This window comes from Streptomyces sp. NPDC048337, from assembly GCF_043201175.1.
Taxonomy (GTDB): Bacteria; Actinomycetota; Actinomycetes; order Streptomycetales; family Streptomycetaceae; genus Streptomyces.
In genome coordinates this window covers 295,752-312,317 of sequence record NZ_JBICYR010000003.1, presented here as the reverse complement: position 1 = coordinate 312,317, position 16,566 = coordinate 295,752, and the positions used below count along the sequence as shown (strand labels likewise).

Sequence of the window (16,566 nt, the reverse complement as noted above, 5' to 3'; positions counted from 1 at the left end):
CATGGCGGCGATCCTCGAACTGGCCGATGTGAGCTACACCTACCGCTCCGGAACCAGCCGGCGCACGGTCCTCAAGGGCATCGACCAGGCCTTCGAAGCGGGCCGAATGTACGCGGTGGTAGGCCCCTCGGGCAGTGGCAAGACCACCCTGCTGTCGCTGGCCAGCGGCCTGGACACGCCCACCGCGGGCACCGTCCGCTTCGACGGCCGCGACGTACGGGAGCTCGGACTCGGCACGTACCGCAACCGGCATGCCGCGACCGTCTTCCAGTCCCTGAACCTGCTGACCTACATGACGGCGGTTCAGAACATCACCTCCGCCATGGAGATCACCGGAGTGAAGGGCGGCCACGACAAACGGCGGGCGGTCGAACTCCTGGACCTCCTCGGCATCGACCGGGCCGACCGGCACCGCCGCACCCTCCAGCTCTCCGGCGGGCAGCAACAGCGCGTCGCCATCGCCCGAGCGCTCGCCTGCGAGGTGGACATCCTCTTCGCCGACGAACCCACCGGCGCCCTCGACCACGAGACCGCCGCCGACATCATCGAGGTGTTCCGCGAGCTCGCGCACGACGAGGGCAAGTGCGTCATCGTCGTCACCCACTCCCGGCAGGTGGCCGCGGCCTCCGACGAGATCCTCCGCCTCAAGCGGGGCAAACTCACCCGTCAGTAGATCCGGCACGCGCCCTCCCACCGTCCGCATGACGGACACCCGCCACGGTTGTCAGACCCCCCACCTAGTCTTGATCACGTGAGTCCGACCCCCGAACGTCCCCTCGCCGAGATCAACGCCGACATCCGCGGCCTCTTCGCCCGCGCCGAAGGCCGCCTGTCGGACGCTGAGCGCGTCCGACACGCGGCGCTCCTGGAGGAGTGGGCCGCGGCCATGAAGGCCTCGGTCGTCCCCGCGGCGTAGCGGCCGCGCGCGTAACGCGTCGTACGGCGCCGTGTCGGACCGATGAATGCGCGCACCGGCGGCAGTCTTCCTTACGGGCAACCGCGCCGGCCCCGTTCTTCCGGCGCCGCACGCACGCGAAGGTGGACCATGAGCGATCTGCACAGCCTCCTGAAGGACCGTGTCGACGACGGCTCGCTGCCCGGCGCGGTGGGCCTCGTGGCCCGCGGCGAGGAGGTCGAGGTGGCGGCCGTCGGCTCCCTCGACACCGCCGGCACCGCCCCCATGGCACGCGACTCGCTCTTCCGGATCGCCTCCGTCACCAAGCCGGTGACCGCCGCGGCCACGATGACGCTCATCGAGGACGGCCTGCTCTCCCTCGACTCCCCGGTGGCGCGCTGGCTGCCGGAACTCGCCGCGCCGATGGCCGTCCGCACCCCGTCCTCGCCCGTCGACGACGTGGTCCCGGCCGACCGCCCGATCACCGTCGACGATCTCCTCACCTTCCGGGCGGGCTACGGCTTCCCCTCAGACTTCTCCCTGCCCGCCGTGGGCCCGCTGTTCAGCGAGCTGAAGCAGGGCCCGCCCCACCCCGGGCAGGTCGAGGACCCCGACGCGTGGATGGCGATCCTGGCCCGGATCCCGCTCCTCCACCAGCCGGGCCGGGCCTGGCTCTACAACACCTGCTCCGACATCCTCGGAGTCCTCCTCGCCCGCGCCACCGGGCAGTCCCTCCCGGACCTCCTGGCCGAGCGCGTCTTCGAGCCGCTCGGCATGCGGGACACCGCGTTCGCCGTGCCGCCGGGCCGGCTCCACCGCTTCACGAGCCGCTACCGGGCCGCCGGGGACGGCGGAGCCCTGGAACTCGTCGACGCACCCGACGGGCAGTGGAGCGCCGTGCCCGTATTCCCCTCCGGGGCGGGCGGTCTGGTCTCCACCGCCGACGACCTGCTCGCGTTCGGCCGGATGCTGCTCGCGGAGGGCGCGTACGAGGGCGGGCGGCTGCTCGCGCCGGAATCCGTACGGCAGATGACCACGGACCACCTCACCGCGGCGCAGCGCGCGGAGGGGGCGCTCTTCCTGGAGGGCCAGGGCTGGGGCTTCGGCGGCTCCGTCGACATCGCCCGCACCGACCCCTGGAACGTACCGGGCCGCTACGGCTGGATCGGGGGCACCGGCACCGCCGCCCACGTGGTCCCCGCCACCGGAGCCGTCACCGTCCTCCTCACCCAGCGGGAGATGACCGGCCCGACCCCGACCGACATCATGCGGGAGTTCTGGACCTACGCGTCCACGCCCCGCACCTGAGGCCCACTGCCGCGCGTTCCGGGGGCCCGGCATCATGGACGGCATGACGACCGACTCCCGTGCTCGTTCGTTCAGTTCCGCGGCCGCGCGCTATGCCGACCACCGGCCCTCCTACCCCGCCTCGCTCTTCGCCGCCCTGGCGGAACTGGCCGGCTTCCCGCTGGCCGGGGCCCGGGTGGCCGACGTGGGGGCGGGAACCGGGATCGCCACCGCCCTGTTGGAGGCCTGCGGGGCCCGGGTGATCGGGGTGGAGCCGGGGGAGGGCATGGCCGCGGAGTTCCGGCGGCGCAATCCGCGAACACCGCTCGTGCGCGGGGACGGCAACCGGCTGCCCCTCGCCTCCGGCGGCACGGACCTGCTGACCTACGCGCAGTCGTGGCACTGGACCGATCCCGCCCGCTCCGTACCCGAGGCACTGCGGGTGCTGCGCCCCGGCGGCGCGCTGGCGGTCTGGTCGAACGACCCGGACGTCTCCGTCGGCTGGATCGCGGATCAACAGGCCCGCATCGAGCGGCGCTTCGGCCCCGGCTGGTACATCAACGAGCGGGCCCGCTCGCAGGAGGGGCTGCGGTTCACCACCCGCCGCCTGCCGTGGTCGCGCCGGGTCCCCGTCGACACGCATCTGGCCAAACTGTCCACGCATTCCCTCTTTCTCATCGGCGAACCCGGCACGGACGCCTTCCTCGCCGAGGAACGCGCCCTCCTCATGGACCGTTTCCCGGGCGGCCGGGTGGACGAGCACTACGTGGTGGATCTGAGCGTGGCCGTGCGTGCGCAGGGCTGATCGGGTGAAGCAGCGGAACCCGGCGGGGATCCGGCCGTTGATCAAAGCGCTTACCACCGTGCACTCGTGCAACAGAAGGACAATGATGATCAAGAAGATGATGGCCACCGCCGCCGCCACCGCCTCCATCGTCGGCGCGGGTGCCGCAATGGCCGCCCCGGCCATGGCCATCGGCAACGACCACGGCATCACCACCATCAACGGCAACGGGTCCCAGCAGATCTACGGCAACCAGAAGACCCACGGCGAGATGAGCCCGCAGCTCTCCCTGGTCCAGGGCACCCTGAACAAGCCCTGCATCGGCCTGCCGGCGAAGGTCAACGCCGAGTCGATCCTTGCCATCGTCAACGTCGGTGTCCAGGACATCAACGTCCTGTCCAACCCGCAGAACCAGCAGTGCACCGAGAACTCCACCCAGGCCAAGGGCGACGAGGCCCTCTCGCACATCCTGGACAACATCCCGATCCTGTCGGGCAACGTCTCGGCCAACAGCTGACACTGTTCCCCCTGCGAGCCGGGGCCTCCGACGCCTGCGCGAGTGCCCAAGGGGGCCCCGGCTTGTCCTCCGCGGATCCACGGGTCCGCACCTTCCGCAGGCGTAAGCCGCCGGCCGCGAGGTCGGCGGATCCGGCACCGGTCCTCACGTCACAGAGCCTCCCGTCAGCGCGGACGGGAGGCTCTCTGGCATGCCGTACGGGCGGCGACCTCGGTGACGCCCCCGGTCGGGATACCGCCCGGTCCGGCCGCGTGCTGTTGCACGCCCGCAGTGACGGTGTCAGCGTCGGGACATGACCACCGACCCACAGCGCTTCGAGATCCTGCTGGTCCCCGAGCACGTCAAGAACCGGCCCGGCGCCCCCCGGCCGGACCGTCCCCTGCGGTCGGCCGTGGTCGAGGCGACGGGCGAGACGGGCGCCTCCGGCTACCCCCGCTACGTCGGCGAGGGCATGGAGGCCGACATCGACCCCGCCACCCGTACGGTCGAGAAGCTGCTCGTCGACGGCTCCGAGCTGGACCCGGGGCTGACCGCACTGATCGCCCCCGACCCCGCGAAGGGGACGGAGCGGCGGCAGTAGGGCCCGCCGGCGCAGGGGGCGCTCCCCGCCGGTCCGGGCCCCGCCGCCGTGCCGCGGGCGGCGGGCCGCCTCACCCCGGGACGGCCGAGGCCGCCGGGGCGATGCGCCGCCCGCCCGCGTACACGTTCATGGAGTCGCCGCGCAGGAACCCCACCAGGGTCAGGCCCGCCTCGGCGGCCAGGTCGACGGCCAGGGAGGACGGGGCGGAGACGGCCGCCAGGATCGGGATCCCCGCCATCACCGCCTTCTGAGCCAGCTCGAAGGAGGCCCGCCCCGACACCAGCAGGACGGACTCGGACAGCGGCAGCCGCCCGTCGCGCAGCGCCCGCCCCACGATCTTGTCGACGGCGTTGTGCCGGCCCACGTCCTCCCGTACGTCGATCAGCTCGCCGGCGGGGGAGAAGAGCGCGGCGGCATGGAGCCCGCCGGTGCGGTCGAAGACCCGTTGCGCCGCCCGCAGCCGGTCGGGGAGGCAGGCCAGCAGCGCGGGCGTGATCCGCACCGGCGGGCCGTCCGTGAGCGCGAACCGGGACGCCGTACGCACGGCGTCCAGGCTCGCCTTCCCGCACAGACCGCAGGAGGAGGTGGTGTAGACGTTGCGCTCCAGGGTGATGTCGGGGAGCGCGACCCCGTCGGCGAGGGCGACGTTCACCACGTTGTAGGTGTTGGAGCCGTCCGCGGTCGCGCCCGCGCAGTAGCTCACCGACCGCAGCTCGTCGCCCCGCCCCAGCACCCCCTCGCTCACCAGGAATCCCACGGCGAGCGCGAAATCGTCCCCCGGCGTGCGCATGGTGATGGCCAGCGGCTTCCCGTTCAGCCGGATCTCCAGGGGCTCCTCCGCCACGAGGGTGTCCGGGCGCCGGTCCTGGCGGCCGCCGCGGATGCGGAGCACGGGGCGGCGCTCGGTGACCCGGCCCACGGCTCACTCCACCCCCTGTCCCTGGACATGGGTGAAGCCGAACCGGCCCTTGATGCACAGGTTCCCGTGCGTCACCGGATTGTCGTGCGGGGAGCTGACCTTGACGATCCGGTTGTCCTGGACGTGCAGCGTCAGATTGCACCCGACACCGCAGTACGCGCACACCGTGGTCGTCTCCGTCTGCGCCGACTCGTCCCAGGTACCGGCCTCCCGCATGTCGAACTCGCTGCGGAAGGACAGCGCTCCGGTCGGGCACACCTCGATGCAGTTCCCGCAGTACACGCACGCCGACTCGGGCAGCGGGGCCGCGTACTCCGTGGAGATCCGGGCGTCGAAGCCCCGGCCGGCGACCGTGATCGCGAAGGAGTTCTGCCATTGGTCCCCGCACGCGTCCACGCATTTGTAGCAGAGGATGCACTTGCCGTAGTCCCGGACGTACAGGTCGTTGTCCTTCTTCGGCGCCTCGTTCACCCGGGCCGCGTCCGGACCGAAGCGGTCCGGCTTGGCCTCGTACTCCTTGAGCCAGCCGGCCACACCCGGTGTCGTCGACAAGTCCACGGAGGAGGCGAGGAGTTCGAGGACGAGCTTCCTGCTGTGCCGGGTGCGGGCCGTGTCCGTACGGACCAGCATGCCCGGTTCGGCGCGGCGGGAGCAGGCCGGGGCGAGCGTACGGGCCCCCTCGACCTCGACCACGCAGACGCGGCAGGCGTTCTTCCGGGTGAGGGTGTCCCCGTGGCACAGGGTCGGCACGTCCGTCCCCCGCGCCCGGCAGGCGTCCAGGAGGGTGGAGCCCTCCGGCACCCGCACCGGGGTGCCGTCGAGCGTGAACTCCACCAGCCTGCGCGGCGGTCCGAGCGGAATCGCGGTCATCGGTAGACCCCCAGACGGTCGATGGCGGACTCCACGGCGTTCCACGCGGTCTGCCCCAGACCGCAGATCGAGGCGTCGCGCATGGCCGCGCCGACCTCGCGGAGCAGGGTGATGTCCCCGGCCGCGGCCGCGCCGGTGGCGTCCTTGATGCGGTGCAGCGCCTCCTCCTGGCGGACGGTGCCGACCCGGCAGGGCACGCACTGGCCACAGGACTCGTCGCGGAAGAACTCGGCGATGCGCAGGAGGACGCGGGGGAGTTCGACGGTGTCGTCGAGGACGAGCACCACTCCGGAGCCGAGGGTGGTGCCTGCCGCCCGGGTCCCCTCGAAGGTGAGCGGGATGTCCAGCTCGTCGGCCCGTACGAAGCCCCCGGCCGCCCCGCCGAGCAGTACGGCCCGCAGTGCCCGGCCCTCGGGGACGCCGCCGGCGAGCTCGTACAGCTCGCGGAGGGTGGCGCCGAAGGGGAGTTCGTACACGCCGGGGCGGCGGACGTTGCCGGAGACGCAGAAGAGTTTGGTGCCGGATCCGTAGGCCGCCGGGCCCTGGAGCAGGATGGGCAGCACGTTGACGAGGGTCTCGACGTTGTTGACGGCGGTGGGCTTGCCGAAGAGGCCCTTCTCGACGGGGAAGGGCGGCTTGGTGCGGGGCTCGCCGCGGTACCCCTCGATGGAGTTGAAGATCGCGGTCTCCTCGCCGCAGATGTAGGCGCCGGCGCCGCGCCGGATCTCGATGTCGAAGGCGTAGCCGTGGCCGAGGACGTCGGGACCGAGGAGTCCGCGGGTGCGGGCCTGGAGGATCGCGTGCTCCAGGCGGGCGAGGGCGCGGGGATACTCGCCGCGGAGGTAGAGGTAGCCCTGGTGGGCGCCGGTCGCGTAGCCCGCGATGGTCATCGCCTCGATGAGGGCGTACGGGTCGCCCTCCATCAGGACCCGGTCCTTGAAGGTGCCGGGCTCGCTCTCGTCGGCGTTGCACACGAGGTAGTGGGGGTGGTCCGGCTGGGCCGCCGTCGCGGCCCACTTGCGGCCAGTGGGGAACGCGGCCCCTCCTCTGCCGAGGAGGCCGGCGTCGGTGACGTCCCGGATGACTCCGGCGGGGCCGAGCTCGAAGGCCCGGCGCAGGGCCTTGTACCCGCCGGTGGCCCGGTAGGCGTCGAGGTCGGCGGGGTCGACGACCCCGACCCGCCCCAGCAGGCTGAGCCCCGCCTGCCCGGCCTGCGGCACGGCTGCCGCAGGCTCCGCCTCCGGCTCGGTGCTCAGGGGCTCGGCGGCGGCCGCGGCCACGGCGGCGGCGGTGGCCGGCGCCACCACGGCCGCGGCCCGGGGGCCCGGCACTGCGGGTCTCTCCCCCACCCCGCCCTTTCCCGAAACTCGGGGCTCCGCCCCAAGACCCCGTTCCCGGGGCTCCGCCCCGGACCCGGCGGGGGCTCCGCCCCCGGACCCCCGAGCCTCAAACGCCGGCGAGGCTGGATTTTCAGCCCCTCCGGCGCTTGAGGAGTGGGGGTCCCCCCAGCGGTAGCTGGGGGAGGGTCTGGGGCGGAGCCCCAGTTCGGGAAGGGGCGGGGTGGGGGAGAAGCTCCCGGCAGGGGGGCCGGCCCGCAGGATCAGGGCCGCCGGGGCGCGTTCGCAGAGGCCGAGGCAGGGGGACTCCGAGTACGGGGTGCCCGCCTCGGACAGGGCGGCGCACAGGTCTGCCGCGCCGGAGGCCCCGCACGCCAGGTCCGTGCACACGTGTGCCACCGTCGCCGGGCGTGGCGTCACCGAGAGGAGGGAGTAGAAGGTCGCCACCCCGTACGCCTCCGCGGGAGGGACCGTGAGGCGGCGGCACACGTAGTCCAGCGCGCCCGGGCTGATCCACCCCACCCGGTCGTTCACCGCGTGCAGGGCGGGGAGGAGGAGGTCCCGCCGGTCGCGGGCGGCCGCCGCGCCGCCCCGGGCCCAGCGCAGGTCGTCGGGGGTGCGGACCTCCCCGCCCTCCCACGGAGTCTCCGGCGGGCCCAGCAGCGCGTCCACCGCGCCCCGTTCCTCCGCCGAAGGGGCCGCCGTCCCGGAGAAGGTCAGGTCCATCAGCCCACCACCGCCAGCTTCTCGATCCGTACCGCCGAGGCCTTGAACTCCGCCGTCCCCGCGATCGGGCAATTGGCCTCGATCGTCAGCTGGTTGGTGTCCACCTCGTCCGGGAAGTGCATCGTCATGAAGGCCAGGCCCGGCCGCAGCGCCGGGTCCACCCAGACCGGCGCGGTCACCGAGCCCCGCCGCGAGGAGATCCGCACCTGCTCGCCCACCCGCACCCCGTACTCCTCCGCGTCCTCCGGGGACAGTTCGATGAACTCGCCCCGGCGTAGCGGGGAGGCGAAACTGCCGCTCTGGACGCCGGTGTTGTACGAATCCAGGCGCCGGCCCGTCGTCAGGCGGAGCGGGTAGACGTCGTCGGTCAGGTCCACCGGCGGGTCGTGGCGGACCAGCCCGAAGGGGGCCCGCCGGCCGCGCGCCGTCTCGTCCTCCGCCCAGAGCCTGCCGTGGAGGTAGGAGAGGGGGAGTTCCTCCGTCGAGGGGCACGGCCACTGGAGGCCCTGGTGTTCCTCCAGCCGGTCGTACGTCATCCCGAAGTGGTCGGGGGAGAGGGAGCGGAGCTCGTTCCACACTGCTTCGGCGCCGCTGAACTTCCAGTCGTGGCCGAGGAGTCGGGCCAGTGCACAGATGATGTCGATGTCCTCGCGGGCCTCGCCGGGCGGGGTCAGGGCCGCCCGTACCCGTTGGACCCGCCGTTCGCTGTTCGTGGACGTCCCGTCCGTCTCCGCCCACGCGGCGGTGGCGGGCAGGACCACGTCCGCCAGTTGGGCGGTCTTCGTCAGGAAGATGTCCTGGACCACCAGATGGTCCAGGGTCCGCAGGCGGCGCAGTGCCTGCTCGCTGTCGGCTTCGGACTGGGCCGGGTTCTCTCCGATGCAGTAGACCGCCCGGAGCGATCCGTGCTCCATCGCCTCGAACATCTCCGTCAGGGTCATGCCGTAGCGGGGAGGGATGACGGTGCCCCAGGCCGTCTCGAACCTGTGCCGTGCGGCGGGGTCGAGGAGGTCGTGGAAGCCGGGCAGCCGGTTGGGGATGGCGCCCATGTCGCCGCCGCCCTGGACGTTGTTCTGGCCGCGCAGCGGCTGGACCCCCGAGCCCCAGCGGCCCACGTGCCCCGTCAGCAGCGCCAGGTTGATCAGCGCGCGGACGTTGTCGGTGCCGTTGTGGTGCTCGGTGATGCCGAGGGTCCAGCACAGCTGGGCCCGCTCGGCGCTCGCGTAGGCGTGGGCGAGTTCGCGGATCGCGGGGGCCGGGACGCCCGTCACCTTGGACGCGGCCCGCAGGGTCCACGGCTCCACCAGCTCCGCGTACTCCTCGAAGCCGCTCGTCGCGCGGTCGATGAAGGCCCGGTTGGCCAGCCCCGCGTGGATGATCTCGCGGCCGATGGCGTGCGCGAGGGGGATGTCGGTGCCGACGTTGGGCCCGAGCCAGCTCTCCGCCCATTCGGCGGTGGAGGTGCGGCGCGGGTCGACGGCGTACATGCGGGCGCCGGCCCGGATGCCCTTCAGGACGTGCTGGAAGAAGATCGGGTGGGCGAAGCGGGCGTTGGAGCCCCACATCACGATGAGGTCGGTGACCTCCACCTCCGCGTAGGAGGAGGTGCCGCCGCCGGAGCCGAAGGCGGCGGTCAGGCCGGCGACGCTCGGCGCGTGGCAGGTGCGGTTGCAGGAGTCCACGTTGTTGGTGCCCATCACCACACGCGTGAACTTCTGTGCCACGTAGTTCATTTCGTTCGTGGCGCGGGCGCAGGAGAGCATCGCGAAGGCGTCCGGGCCGTGCTCGTCCCGGGCGCTGCGGAAGCCGACGGCCGCCCGGTCCAGCGCCTCCGCCCAGCTCGCCCGCCGCAGTTCCCCGTCGGATCCGCGCACCAGCGGGTGGGTGAGACGTTCGTACACCACGGGGGTGCGCTTCCTGCGTCCGTTCTTCCGTCCGTTCATCGGGGTCCCTCCCCTGAGGTGGTCGTGGCGAGCAGGTCGGCGAGCGCGTGCACGACGCGCAGGGTCGGTACGTCGGTCCCGGTGAGCGACGCGAGTTCCACCACGGCGGCGAGCAGCACGTCGAGTTCGAGCGGTTTGCCCTTCTCCAGGTCCTGGAGGGTGGAGGTCTTGTGGTCGCCGACCCGCTCGGCCCCCGCGATCCGGCGCTCGACCGAGATCTCGGGGTGGCAGCCGACGGAGGCGGCGACCTCGAGGGTCTCCCGCATCATCGACTCGACCAGGGCCCGGGTGCCGTCGTGCCGGCAGATCCGGGCCATGGTGGCCCGTGCCAGCGCGCTGATCGGGTTGAAGGAGATGTTGCCGAGCAGTTTGATCCAGATGTCGTTGCGCAGGTCGGGCTCCACGGGGCACTTGAGCCCGCCCGCCTGCATGGCCCCGCTGAAGTCGAGGCAGCGGCGCGAGACCGACCGGTCCGGCTCGCCGATGGAGAAGCGGGTGCCCTCCAAGTGCCGGACCACGCCCGGGGCTTCGATCTCGGTGGCCGCGTACACCACGCACCCGACGGCCCGCCGCGGCGGCAGGGTCGCGCTGACCGCGCCTCCCGGGTCCACGCTCTCGATGCGCCGTCCCCCGTACGGTCCGGGGAGTCCGTGGAAGTACCACCAGGGGATGCCGTTCTGGGCGGCGATCACCGCCGTCTCCCGGTGGAGGAGCGGATGGACCAACGGCCCGCTGTCGGCGTAGGAGTTGGCCTTGAGGCCGAGGAAGACGTAGTCGACGGGGCCGACCTCGTCCGGGTCGTCGGTGACGGGGGGCCGGGCGGTGAAGTCGCCCCGGGGGCTGAGGACGCGCACGCCGCTCTGGCGCATGGCGGCCAGGTGGGGTCCGCGGGCGATGAGATGGACCTCGGCGCCCGCGCGGTGGAGTGCGGCGCCCACATATGCGCCGATCGCGCCGGCGCCGACTATTGCGACTTTCACTGGGCTCTCCGTTCGGGGCCACACGATGTGTCGACTGAATATTGTCTACAGTATTCGCCCATGGCGGTCAATGGATCGGTAGACTGCATACGAAAGCCAATTCGCAGAGGGGGTAGGGATGTTGACCAACGGACTGCCGAAGGGGACCGTTCCCAGGCTGGAGCGGCCAGGTCCACTGCGCGAGCGGGTGTACGAGGCCCTGCTCGAACTGATCACGACCCGGGCGCTGCGTCCCGGCCAGCACCTGGTGGAGAGCGAGCTGGCCGGCCATCTGGGCGTCTCCCGGCAGCCCGTACGGGAGGCCCTCCAGCGGCTCGACACCGAGGGCTGGGTCGATCTGCGGCCCGCCCAGGGGGCGTTCGTGCACGAGCCGACGGAGGCCGAGGCCGACCAGCTGCTCACCGTACGGACGCTGCTGGAGGCCGAGGCGGCCCGCCTCGCCGCGGCCAACGCCACCAAGGCGGGCATCACGGCGTTGGAGAAGCTCTGCGAGAAGGGCGAGGCGGCCGTGGGGGCCGATGACGTGGACCTCGCGGTGGCCACCAACGCGGCCTTCCACGCCAAGGTCATGGAACTGGCGGGCAACAGCGTGCTGGCCGAGCTGGCCTCGCAGGTGGACCGCAGGGTCCGCTGGTACTACACCCCGGTCGCCCGGCTGCGCGGCCGCCAGTCCTGGATCGAGCACCGCGAGCTGATCGCCGCCGTCTCGGCGCGGGACGAGGCCGCGGCCACCGCGGTGATGCGCGCCCACACCGAGCACACCCGCACGACGTACCACGAGCAGGCCCAGGAATAGCGCAAGGGGTGAGGGCCGGGATCCGGGGATCGCCCGGAGCCCGGCCCTCGCGTCGCGCCTACCCGGCGTCGCGGCTGATCGGCCGCGGATTCGGCACGATCTGCGCCCGCCCCGGCTGGCGCAGGAACAGCGCCAGGAACGCCGAGGCGATTCCCACGCAGCCCGCGATCACGAAGGCGCCCCGGTAGTCCCAGGCGGCCACCACCACCGCGCCCATCCCCGAGCCCACCAGCCCCGAGATCAGCTTCGAGCTGTAGACGATCCCGTAGTTGGAGGCGTTGTTGTTCTCCCCAAAGTAGTCCGCCGTCATGGCGGCGAAGAGCGGGAAGATCGCCCCGCCGCCGAATCCGGAGACCATCGAGCAGAGCAGGAAGAAGGGCATGCTTCCCATCGACCCGGAGACCAGCACCCCGAACTGGGCGCTGCCCAGCACCAGGCAGACGATGATCAGCGTGTTCCGTCTGCCGCAGCGGTCGGAGATCCACCCGATCACCCCGCGCCCCGTGCCGTTCACGATGGCCTTCAGCGACATCGCCGTGGCGACGATGCCGTTCGCGAAGCCCATGTCCTTGCCGAACGGCACCTGGAAGGCGATCCCGAAGATGTTGATCCCCGCCGTGCAGAGCAGGCAGAACCACATCGCCCACAGCACGGGCGTCCGTACCGCCTCGCGCGGCGTGTACTGCTTCACCGCCGGCGGGTTCTTCTCCAGGGCCCGACGGATCTTCGGGTCCTGCGCCGCCTTGAGCGGATCGACGTCGGCCGGCCACCAGTTCTTCGGCGGGTCCTTGAAGAACCAGCCCGCGACCGCGACCAGTACGCACAGGCCCATGCCCACCGACACCAGCAGCACCTGGTAGTTGCCGAGGTCCAGGACCGAGGTGAAGAGGAAGACGAAGGGCACGGAGCCGTAGGCGAAACCGCCGTTGACGAAGCCGGTCTTGCCGCCCTTGCGCTCCGGATACCACTTGCCGACCATGTTCACGCAGGTCGCGTACACCAGCCCGGCGCCCATACCGCTGAAGGCACTGAACCCGATGTACGCGACGACCACATGGGGTGCGTACGCGAGGGACAGATAGCCGAGCAGCGTGCCCAGCGCCCCCAGCATCATCGCGTTGCGCGCCGGCAGCCTGCCGCTCTCGCGCAGCTGCCCGGCGGGGAAGGCCACGGCCGCCTGGAAGAACACCCAGACGCCCATCAGCCAGAAGATGTGCCCGCTGCTCCACAGATGGGCCGCGTGCAGCGTGTCCTCGGCGGACGTGAAGGCGTACTCCGAGGAGCTGATGCCCATCATGCCCACCCACGGCCACAGCACCATGGTCCAGCGCGGCCGCCGCATGATGTCCCGGTCGGTCTCCCCGATCCGGTACACCCGGCCGCCCGGGTCCGTCACCTCTCTGTAGGGGACGGTGTGGCCGATCGTGCTCGTCGTTGTCATTGTGCGTCGCACCCCTCGTGTCGAAAGCTCCTGGCCAGCGCCCCCTGTCCAATGCCTCCTCGACTTCACGGGTGGGTCAGGTCATCGGCCACCTCCCAGCAGGCCCGCCGCCCGCGCCCACCGGTACTTCGCCCCGAGCACGTCCACCGGCCGTTCCGTGGTGTACGGGTAGGCGACGACCCCGCGCTCGAAGAGGTACGCGCAGGCCTCCTCGACCTCGACGTCGCCGGCCAGCGAGGCCACCACGGGCTTCTCGATGCCGCGCTCGCGGAACTCGGCGACCACCCGGGCCACCAGCTCGGCGAAGACCATCGGCGGGGTGACGATCGTGTGCCAGTAGCCCAGCACCAGCGCGTGGATGCGCGGGTCCTCCAGCCCCAGCCGGATCGTCGCCTCGTACGTGGACGGCGGCTCGCCCCCCGTGATGTCCACCGGGTTGCCCGCGGCCCCGAAGGGCGGGATGAACGCCCGGAACGCCGCGTCGAGGTCCTCCGGGATCTCCATCAGGCGCAGCCCGTTGTCGGTGATCGCGTCGGACAGCAGCACCCCGGAGCCGCCGGCCCCGGTGATGACCACGACGTTCTCGCCCTGCGGGGCGGGCAGCACCGGCAGCGCCCGCGCGTACTCCAGCATCTCGTTCAGGCCCGGCGCCCTGATCACACCGGCCTGGCGCAGGATGTCGTCGTAGACGGCGTCGTCGCCGGCGAGCGCGCCCGTGTGGGAGCCCGCGGCCTTGGCCCCGGCGGCCGTTCGGCCCGCCTTCAGCACCACCACGGGCTTCCTGGGGACGGTGGCCCGGGCGGCCTCGACGAAGGCCCGGCCGTCCTTCAGGTCCTCCAGGTGCATGGCGATGCAGTCGGTGCGCGGGTCCTCGCCGAACCAGGTCAGCAGGTCGTCCTCGTCCAGGTCCGACTTGTTGCCGAGCCCGACGATCGCCGAGACCCCGGTGTTCGTGGCGCGGGCGAAGCCCAGGATGGCCATGCCGATGCCGCCGGACTGGGAGGTCAGCGCCACCCCGCCCTTGACGTCGTACGGGGTGCAGAAGGTGGCGCACAGGTCGTGCCAGGTGGAGTAGTAGCCGTAGATGTTGGGGCCGAGCAGCCGTACTCCGTACCGTCCGGCGATCTCCACCAGCTGTGCCTGGAGCTCGTGTTCGCCGGTCTCGGCGAAACCGGAGGGGATCAGCACCGCGTTGGGGATGCCCTTGCGGCCCACCTCTTCGAGCGCGGCCGCGACGAACTTCGCGGGGATCGCGAAGACCGCCACATCGGGCTCACCCGGCACGTCCATCACGCTCTTGTACGCCTTACGGCCGAGTATGTCATCGGCCTTGGGGTTCACCGGGTGGATCTCGCCGGGGAATCCGCCGTCGACGAGGTTCCGCATGACCGAATTGCCGATCTTGCCCTGCTCGTTGGAGGCCCCGATCACCGCGACCGCCCGCGGCTGCATCAGCCGCCGCACGGAGGCGAGGATCTCCTCCCGGCCGTACGAGCGCCTCGGCGCGGGCGCGGCTTCGCCCAGCAGGATCCGGATGTCGGCGGCCGGCGCGCCGTCCGGGGTGGCGATGACCGGGTTGAGGTCCACCTCGGCGATCTCCGGGAAGTCCGCGACGAGTCGGGAGACCCGGCGGATCTGCTCGGCCAGCGCCCACCGGTCGACGGCCGGGGCGCCGCGCACCCCGCGCAGGATCTCGGCCGCCCGGATCGAGTCGAGCATGCCCACCGCCTCCTCGGAGGTGACGGGAGCGAGCCGGAAGGTGACGTCCTTCAGCACCTCCACCAGCACCCCGCCGAGCCCGAAGGCCACCACCTTGCCGAAGGTGGGGTCGGTGACGGCCCCGATGATGACCTCCTGGCCCGGCGGCAGCAGCTGCTGGACCTGGACGCCCTCGATCCGGGCGGCCGGATCGTGGGCGCGGGCGTTCTCGATGACGCGGAGGAAGGCCTCGCGGACCGCGGCCGCCCCCTGTACGCCCACGATCACCCCGCCTGCCTCCGTCTTGTGCAGGATGTCCGGGGAGACGATCTTGAGGACGACCCGCCCGCCGAGCCGGTCCGCGAAGGCCACGGCCTCCTCCACGTCCCGGGCCAGCTCCTCGCCCGGGATCGCGATCCCGTAGGCCTCGGCGACGAGCCGGCCCTCGGGGGCGGTCAGCGAGGTCCGGCCGTCGGCCCGTACGGCGTCGAGCAGGGCCCGTACCGCTTCCTTGTCGTGCGCGGTCTTGTCGTGCGCGGTCACGTCAGATGACTCCGATCGTCTTGAGCAGGGCCAGTTCCTCGTCGCCGAGGCCGAGTTCGCCGACGTACACCTCGGCGTTGTGCTCCCCTAGCAGGGGCGAGGCCGTGATCTCGGCGTGGGAGTCGGACAGTTTGAGCGGATTGCCGACCGTCGTGAAGGAGCCCCGCTCGGGGTGCTCCACGCGGACCACCATCTCGTTGGCCGCGAGCGAGGGGTCCTCGATGATCTCCTTGGTGGAGAGGATGGGCCCGCAGGGGATGTCGTGGGCGTTCAGCTCCTCCAGGACCCGCCACTTGGGGAGGTGGGCCGTCCACTCCTCGATCAGCTGGAACATCTTGCCGAGCTTGTTCAGCCGGGCCTCCGGGGTCGCCCACTCGGGATCGGTGACCAGCTCGGGCCGGCCGATCAGGGCGGCCAGCGGCGCCCAGCCGACCGGCTGCACGATCACGTACACGTAGTCGTTGGGGCCGCCCGGCGCGCACTTGACCGCCCAGCCCGGCTGGCCGCCTCCGCTGGCGTTCCCGCTGCGCGGCACCTCGTCGCCGAAGGCCGTGTCCTCGGCGTTCGGGTACTCCGCGAGGGGTCCGTGCGCGAGCCGCTGCTGGTCGCGCAGTTTGACCCGGCACAGGTTGAGGACCGCGTGCTGCATCGCCACGTTCACCCGCTGGCCGCGGCCGGTGTGGGTGCGCTGGAAGAGCGCCGCCAGGATGGCCGCGACCGCGTGCATGCCGGTGCCGGAGTCTCCGATCTGCGCGCCCGTCGCCAGCGGCGGGCCGTCCTCGAAGCCGGTGGTGGCCATCGAGCCGCCCATCGCCTGGGCGACCACCTCGTAGGCCTTGAAATCGGTGTACGGTCCCTCGCCGAAGCCCTTGATGGAGGCGTAGACGATCCGCGGGTTGATCTCTTGGATCCGCTCCCAGGTGAAGCCCATCCGGTCGACCGCGCCGGGGCCGAAGTTCTCGACCATCACGTCGGAGCGGCGGATCAGCTCCGTCAGCAGCTCCTTGCCGCGCGGGGTCTTGGTGTTGAGGGTGATGCTGCGCTTGTTGCAGTTGAGCATCGTGAAGTAGAGCGAGTCGACGCCCGGCAGATCGCGCAGCTGCCCCCGGGTGATGTCGCCGCTCGGGGCCTCCACCTTGACCACGTCGGCGCCGAGCCAGGCGAGGATCTGGGTGGCCGAGGGGCCGGACTGGACGTGCGTCATGTCGAGGACGCGGATGCCTTGGAGAGCCTTGCTCATGTCGGGCTCC

At 71.9% G+C, this 16,566-nt stretch carries 15 protein-coding genes; 7 read left to right on the top strand and 8 right to left on the bottom strand.

Features of this window, described 5'->3' with window-relative positions:
- Window position 1: 1 nt before the first annotated feature.
- The 6 genes from ACGFYU_RS07135 to ACGFYU_RS07110 all read left to right on the top strand — a co-directional run bounded on the left by ACGFYU_RS07135 (window position 2) and on the right by ACGFYU_RS07110 (window position 4,063).
- Complete coding sequence (locus ACGFYU_RS07135) at window positions 2-673, top strand: ABC transporter ATP-binding protein (RefSeq protein ID WP_393826250.1); 672 nt, start codon at window positions 2-4, stop codon at window positions 671-673.
- A gap of 78 nt (window positions 674-751) precedes the next feature.
- Window positions 752-916, top strand: coding sequence for a hypothetical protein (locus ACGFYU_RS07130; RefSeq protein WP_393826249.1), 165 nt, complete (start codon window positions 752-754; stop codon window positions 914-916).
- A gap of 129 nt (window positions 917-1,045) precedes the next feature.
- Window positions 1,046-2,203: a serine hydrolase domain-containing protein gene (locus ACGFYU_RS07125; protein ID WP_393826248.1), complete on the top strand. Its 1,158-nt coding sequence runs from the start codon at window positions 1,046-1,048 to the stop codon at window positions 2,201-2,203.
- 43 nt (window positions 2,204-2,246) lie between these two features.
- Window positions 2,247-2,987 carry a class I SAM-dependent methyltransferase gene (locus tag ACGFYU_RS07120; protein ID WP_393826247.1) on the top strand — a complete coding sequence of 247 codons (741 nt, stop codon included), beginning with the start codon at window positions 2,247-2,249 and terminating at the stop codon, window positions 2,985-2,987.
- An 85-nt stretch (window positions 2,988-3,072) separates the two neighbouring features.
- Window positions 3,073-3,483: a rodlin gene (locus ACGFYU_RS07115; RefSeq protein WP_393826411.1), complete on the top strand. Its 411-nt coding sequence runs from the start codon at window positions 3,073-3,075 to the stop codon at window positions 3,481-3,483.
- 292 nt (window positions 3,484-3,775) lie between these two features.
- A complete protein-coding gene (locus ACGFYU_RS07110) occupies window positions 3,776-4,063 on the top strand; it encodes a hypothetical protein (RefSeq protein ID WP_393826246.1) in 288 nt (95 codons plus the stop codon).
- A 70-nt stretch (window positions 4,064-4,133) separates the two neighbouring features.
- Here the strand turns inward: ACGFYU_RS07110 and fdhD are convergent, their stop codons facing one another.
- The 5 genes from fdhD to ACGFYU_RS07085 are packed head-to-tail and all read right to left on the bottom strand — an operon-like array spanning window position 4,134 to window position 10,838.
- Window positions 4,134-4,982: a formate dehydrogenase accessory sulfurtransferase FdhD gene (fdhD, locus tag ACGFYU_RS07105; protein WP_393826245.1), complete on the bottom strand. Its 849-nt coding sequence runs from the start codon at window positions 4,980-4,982 to the stop codon at window positions 4,134-4,136.
- A 3-nt stretch (window positions 4,983-4,985) separates the two neighbouring features.
- Entirely contained in the window at window positions 4,986-5,852 is an 867-nt protein-coding gene (locus ACGFYU_RS07100; RefSeq protein WP_393826244.1) for a 2Fe-2S iron-sulfur cluster-binding protein, read from the bottom strand.
- On the bottom strand, window positions 5,849-7,915 hold the full coding sequence (locus ACGFYU_RS07095; RefSeq protein WP_393826243.1) for an NADH-ubiquinone oxidoreductase-F iron-sulfur binding region domain-containing protein: 2,067 nt from the start codon (window positions 7,913-7,915) through the stop codon (window positions 5,849-5,851). The genes ACGFYU_RS07100 and ACGFYU_RS07095 overlap by 4 nt, the downstream gene beginning before the upstream one ends.
- Window positions 7,915-9,858, bottom strand: a complete 1,944-nt coding sequence (locus tag ACGFYU_RS07090) for a molybdopterin oxidoreductase family protein (RefSeq protein ID WP_393826242.1) — start codon at window positions 9,856-9,858, stop codon at window positions 7,915-7,917. Before ACGFYU_RS07090 ends, ACGFYU_RS07095 begins: the two co-directional genes overlap by 1 nt.
- Complete coding sequence (locus ACGFYU_RS07085) at window positions 9,855-10,838, bottom strand: 2-dehydropantoate 2-reductase (RefSeq protein WP_393826241.1); 984 nt, start codon at window positions 10,836-10,838, stop codon at window positions 9,855-9,857. Before ACGFYU_RS07085 ends, ACGFYU_RS07090 begins: the two co-directional genes overlap by 4 nt.
- A gap of 118 nt (window positions 10,839-10,956) precedes the next feature.
- Between ACGFYU_RS07085 and ACGFYU_RS07080 the strand changes: the two genes are divergently transcribed.
- A complete protein-coding gene (locus ACGFYU_RS07080; protein WP_393826240.1) occupies window positions 10,957-11,634 on the top strand; it encodes a GntR family transcriptional regulator in 678 nt (225 codons plus the stop codon).
- Between the two features lie 58 nt (window positions 11,635-11,692).
- On the opposite strand, the gene ACGFYU_RS07075 is transcribed toward ACGFYU_RS07080, so the two are convergent.
- From ACGFYU_RS07075 to frc, 3 genes are all read right to left on the bottom strand, one after another.
- Window positions 11,693-13,075, bottom strand: a complete 1,383-nt coding sequence (locus ACGFYU_RS07075; RefSeq protein ID WP_393826239.1) for an OFA family MFS transporter — start codon at window positions 13,073-13,075, stop codon at window positions 11,693-11,695.
- Between the two features lie 81 nt (window positions 13,076-13,156).
- Complete coding sequence (locus ACGFYU_RS07070; protein ID WP_393826238.1) at window positions 13,157-15,316, bottom strand: acetate--CoA ligase family protein; 2,160 nt, start codon at window positions 15,314-15,316, stop codon at window positions 13,157-13,159.
- A 1-nt stretch (window position 15,317) separates the two neighbouring features.
- Window positions 15,318-16,556, bottom strand: coding sequence for a formyl-CoA transferase (gene frc / locus ACGFYU_RS07065; protein WP_393826237.1), 1,239 nt, complete (start codon window positions 16,554-16,556; stop codon window positions 15,318-15,320).
- Window positions 16,557-16,566: the final 10 nt, after the last annotated feature.

What these genes read in the sequence shown, in the direction of transcription:
- ACGFYU_RS07135 (WP_393826250.1), top strand. Translation starts at nt 2, where the DNA reads ATGGCGGCGATCCTCGAACTGGCCGATGTGAGCTACACCTACCGCTCC.
- ACGFYU_RS07125 (WP_393826248.1), top strand. Translation starts at nt 1,046, where the DNA reads ATGAGCGATCTGCACAGCCTCCTGAAGGACCGTGTCGACGACGGCTCG.
- ACGFYU_RS07120 (WP_393826247.1), top strand. Translation starts at nt 2,247, where the DNA reads ATGACGACCGACTCCCGTGCTCGTTCGTTCAGTTCCGCGGCCGCGCGC.
- ACGFYU_RS07115 (WP_393826411.1), top strand. Translation starts at nt 3,073, where the DNA reads ATGATCAAGAAGATGATGGCCACCGCCGCCGCCACCGCCTCCATCGTC.
- ACGFYU_RS07110 (WP_393826246.1), top strand. Translation starts at nt 3,776, where the DNA reads ATGACCACCGACCCACAGCGCTTCGAGATCCTGCTGGTCCCCGAGCAC.
- ACGFYU_RS07100 (WP_393826244.1), bottom strand. Translation starts at nt 5,852, where the DNA reads ATGACCGCGATTCCGCTCGGACCGCCGCGCAGGCTGGTGGAGTTCACG.
- ACGFYU_RS07095 (WP_393826243.1), bottom strand. Translation starts at nt 7,915, where the DNA reads ATGGACCTGACCTTCTCCGGGACGGCGGCCCCTTCGGCGGAGGAACGG.
- ACGFYU_RS07090 (WP_393826242.1), bottom strand. Translation starts at nt 9,858, where the DNA reads ATGAACGGACGGAAGAACGGACGCAGGAAGCGCACCCCCGTGGTGTAC.
- ACGFYU_RS07080 (WP_393826240.1), top strand. Translation starts at nt 10,957, where the DNA reads ATGTTGACCAACGGACTGCCGAAGGGGACCGTTCCCAGGCTGGAGCGG.
- ACGFYU_RS07075 (WP_393826239.1), bottom strand. Translation starts at nt 13,075, where the DNA reads ATGACAACGACGAGCACGATCGGCCACACCGTCCCCTACAGAGAGGTG.
- frc (WP_393826237.1), bottom strand. Translation starts at nt 16,556, where the DNA reads ATGAGCAAGGCTCTCCAAGGCATCCGCGTCCTCGACATGACGCACGTC.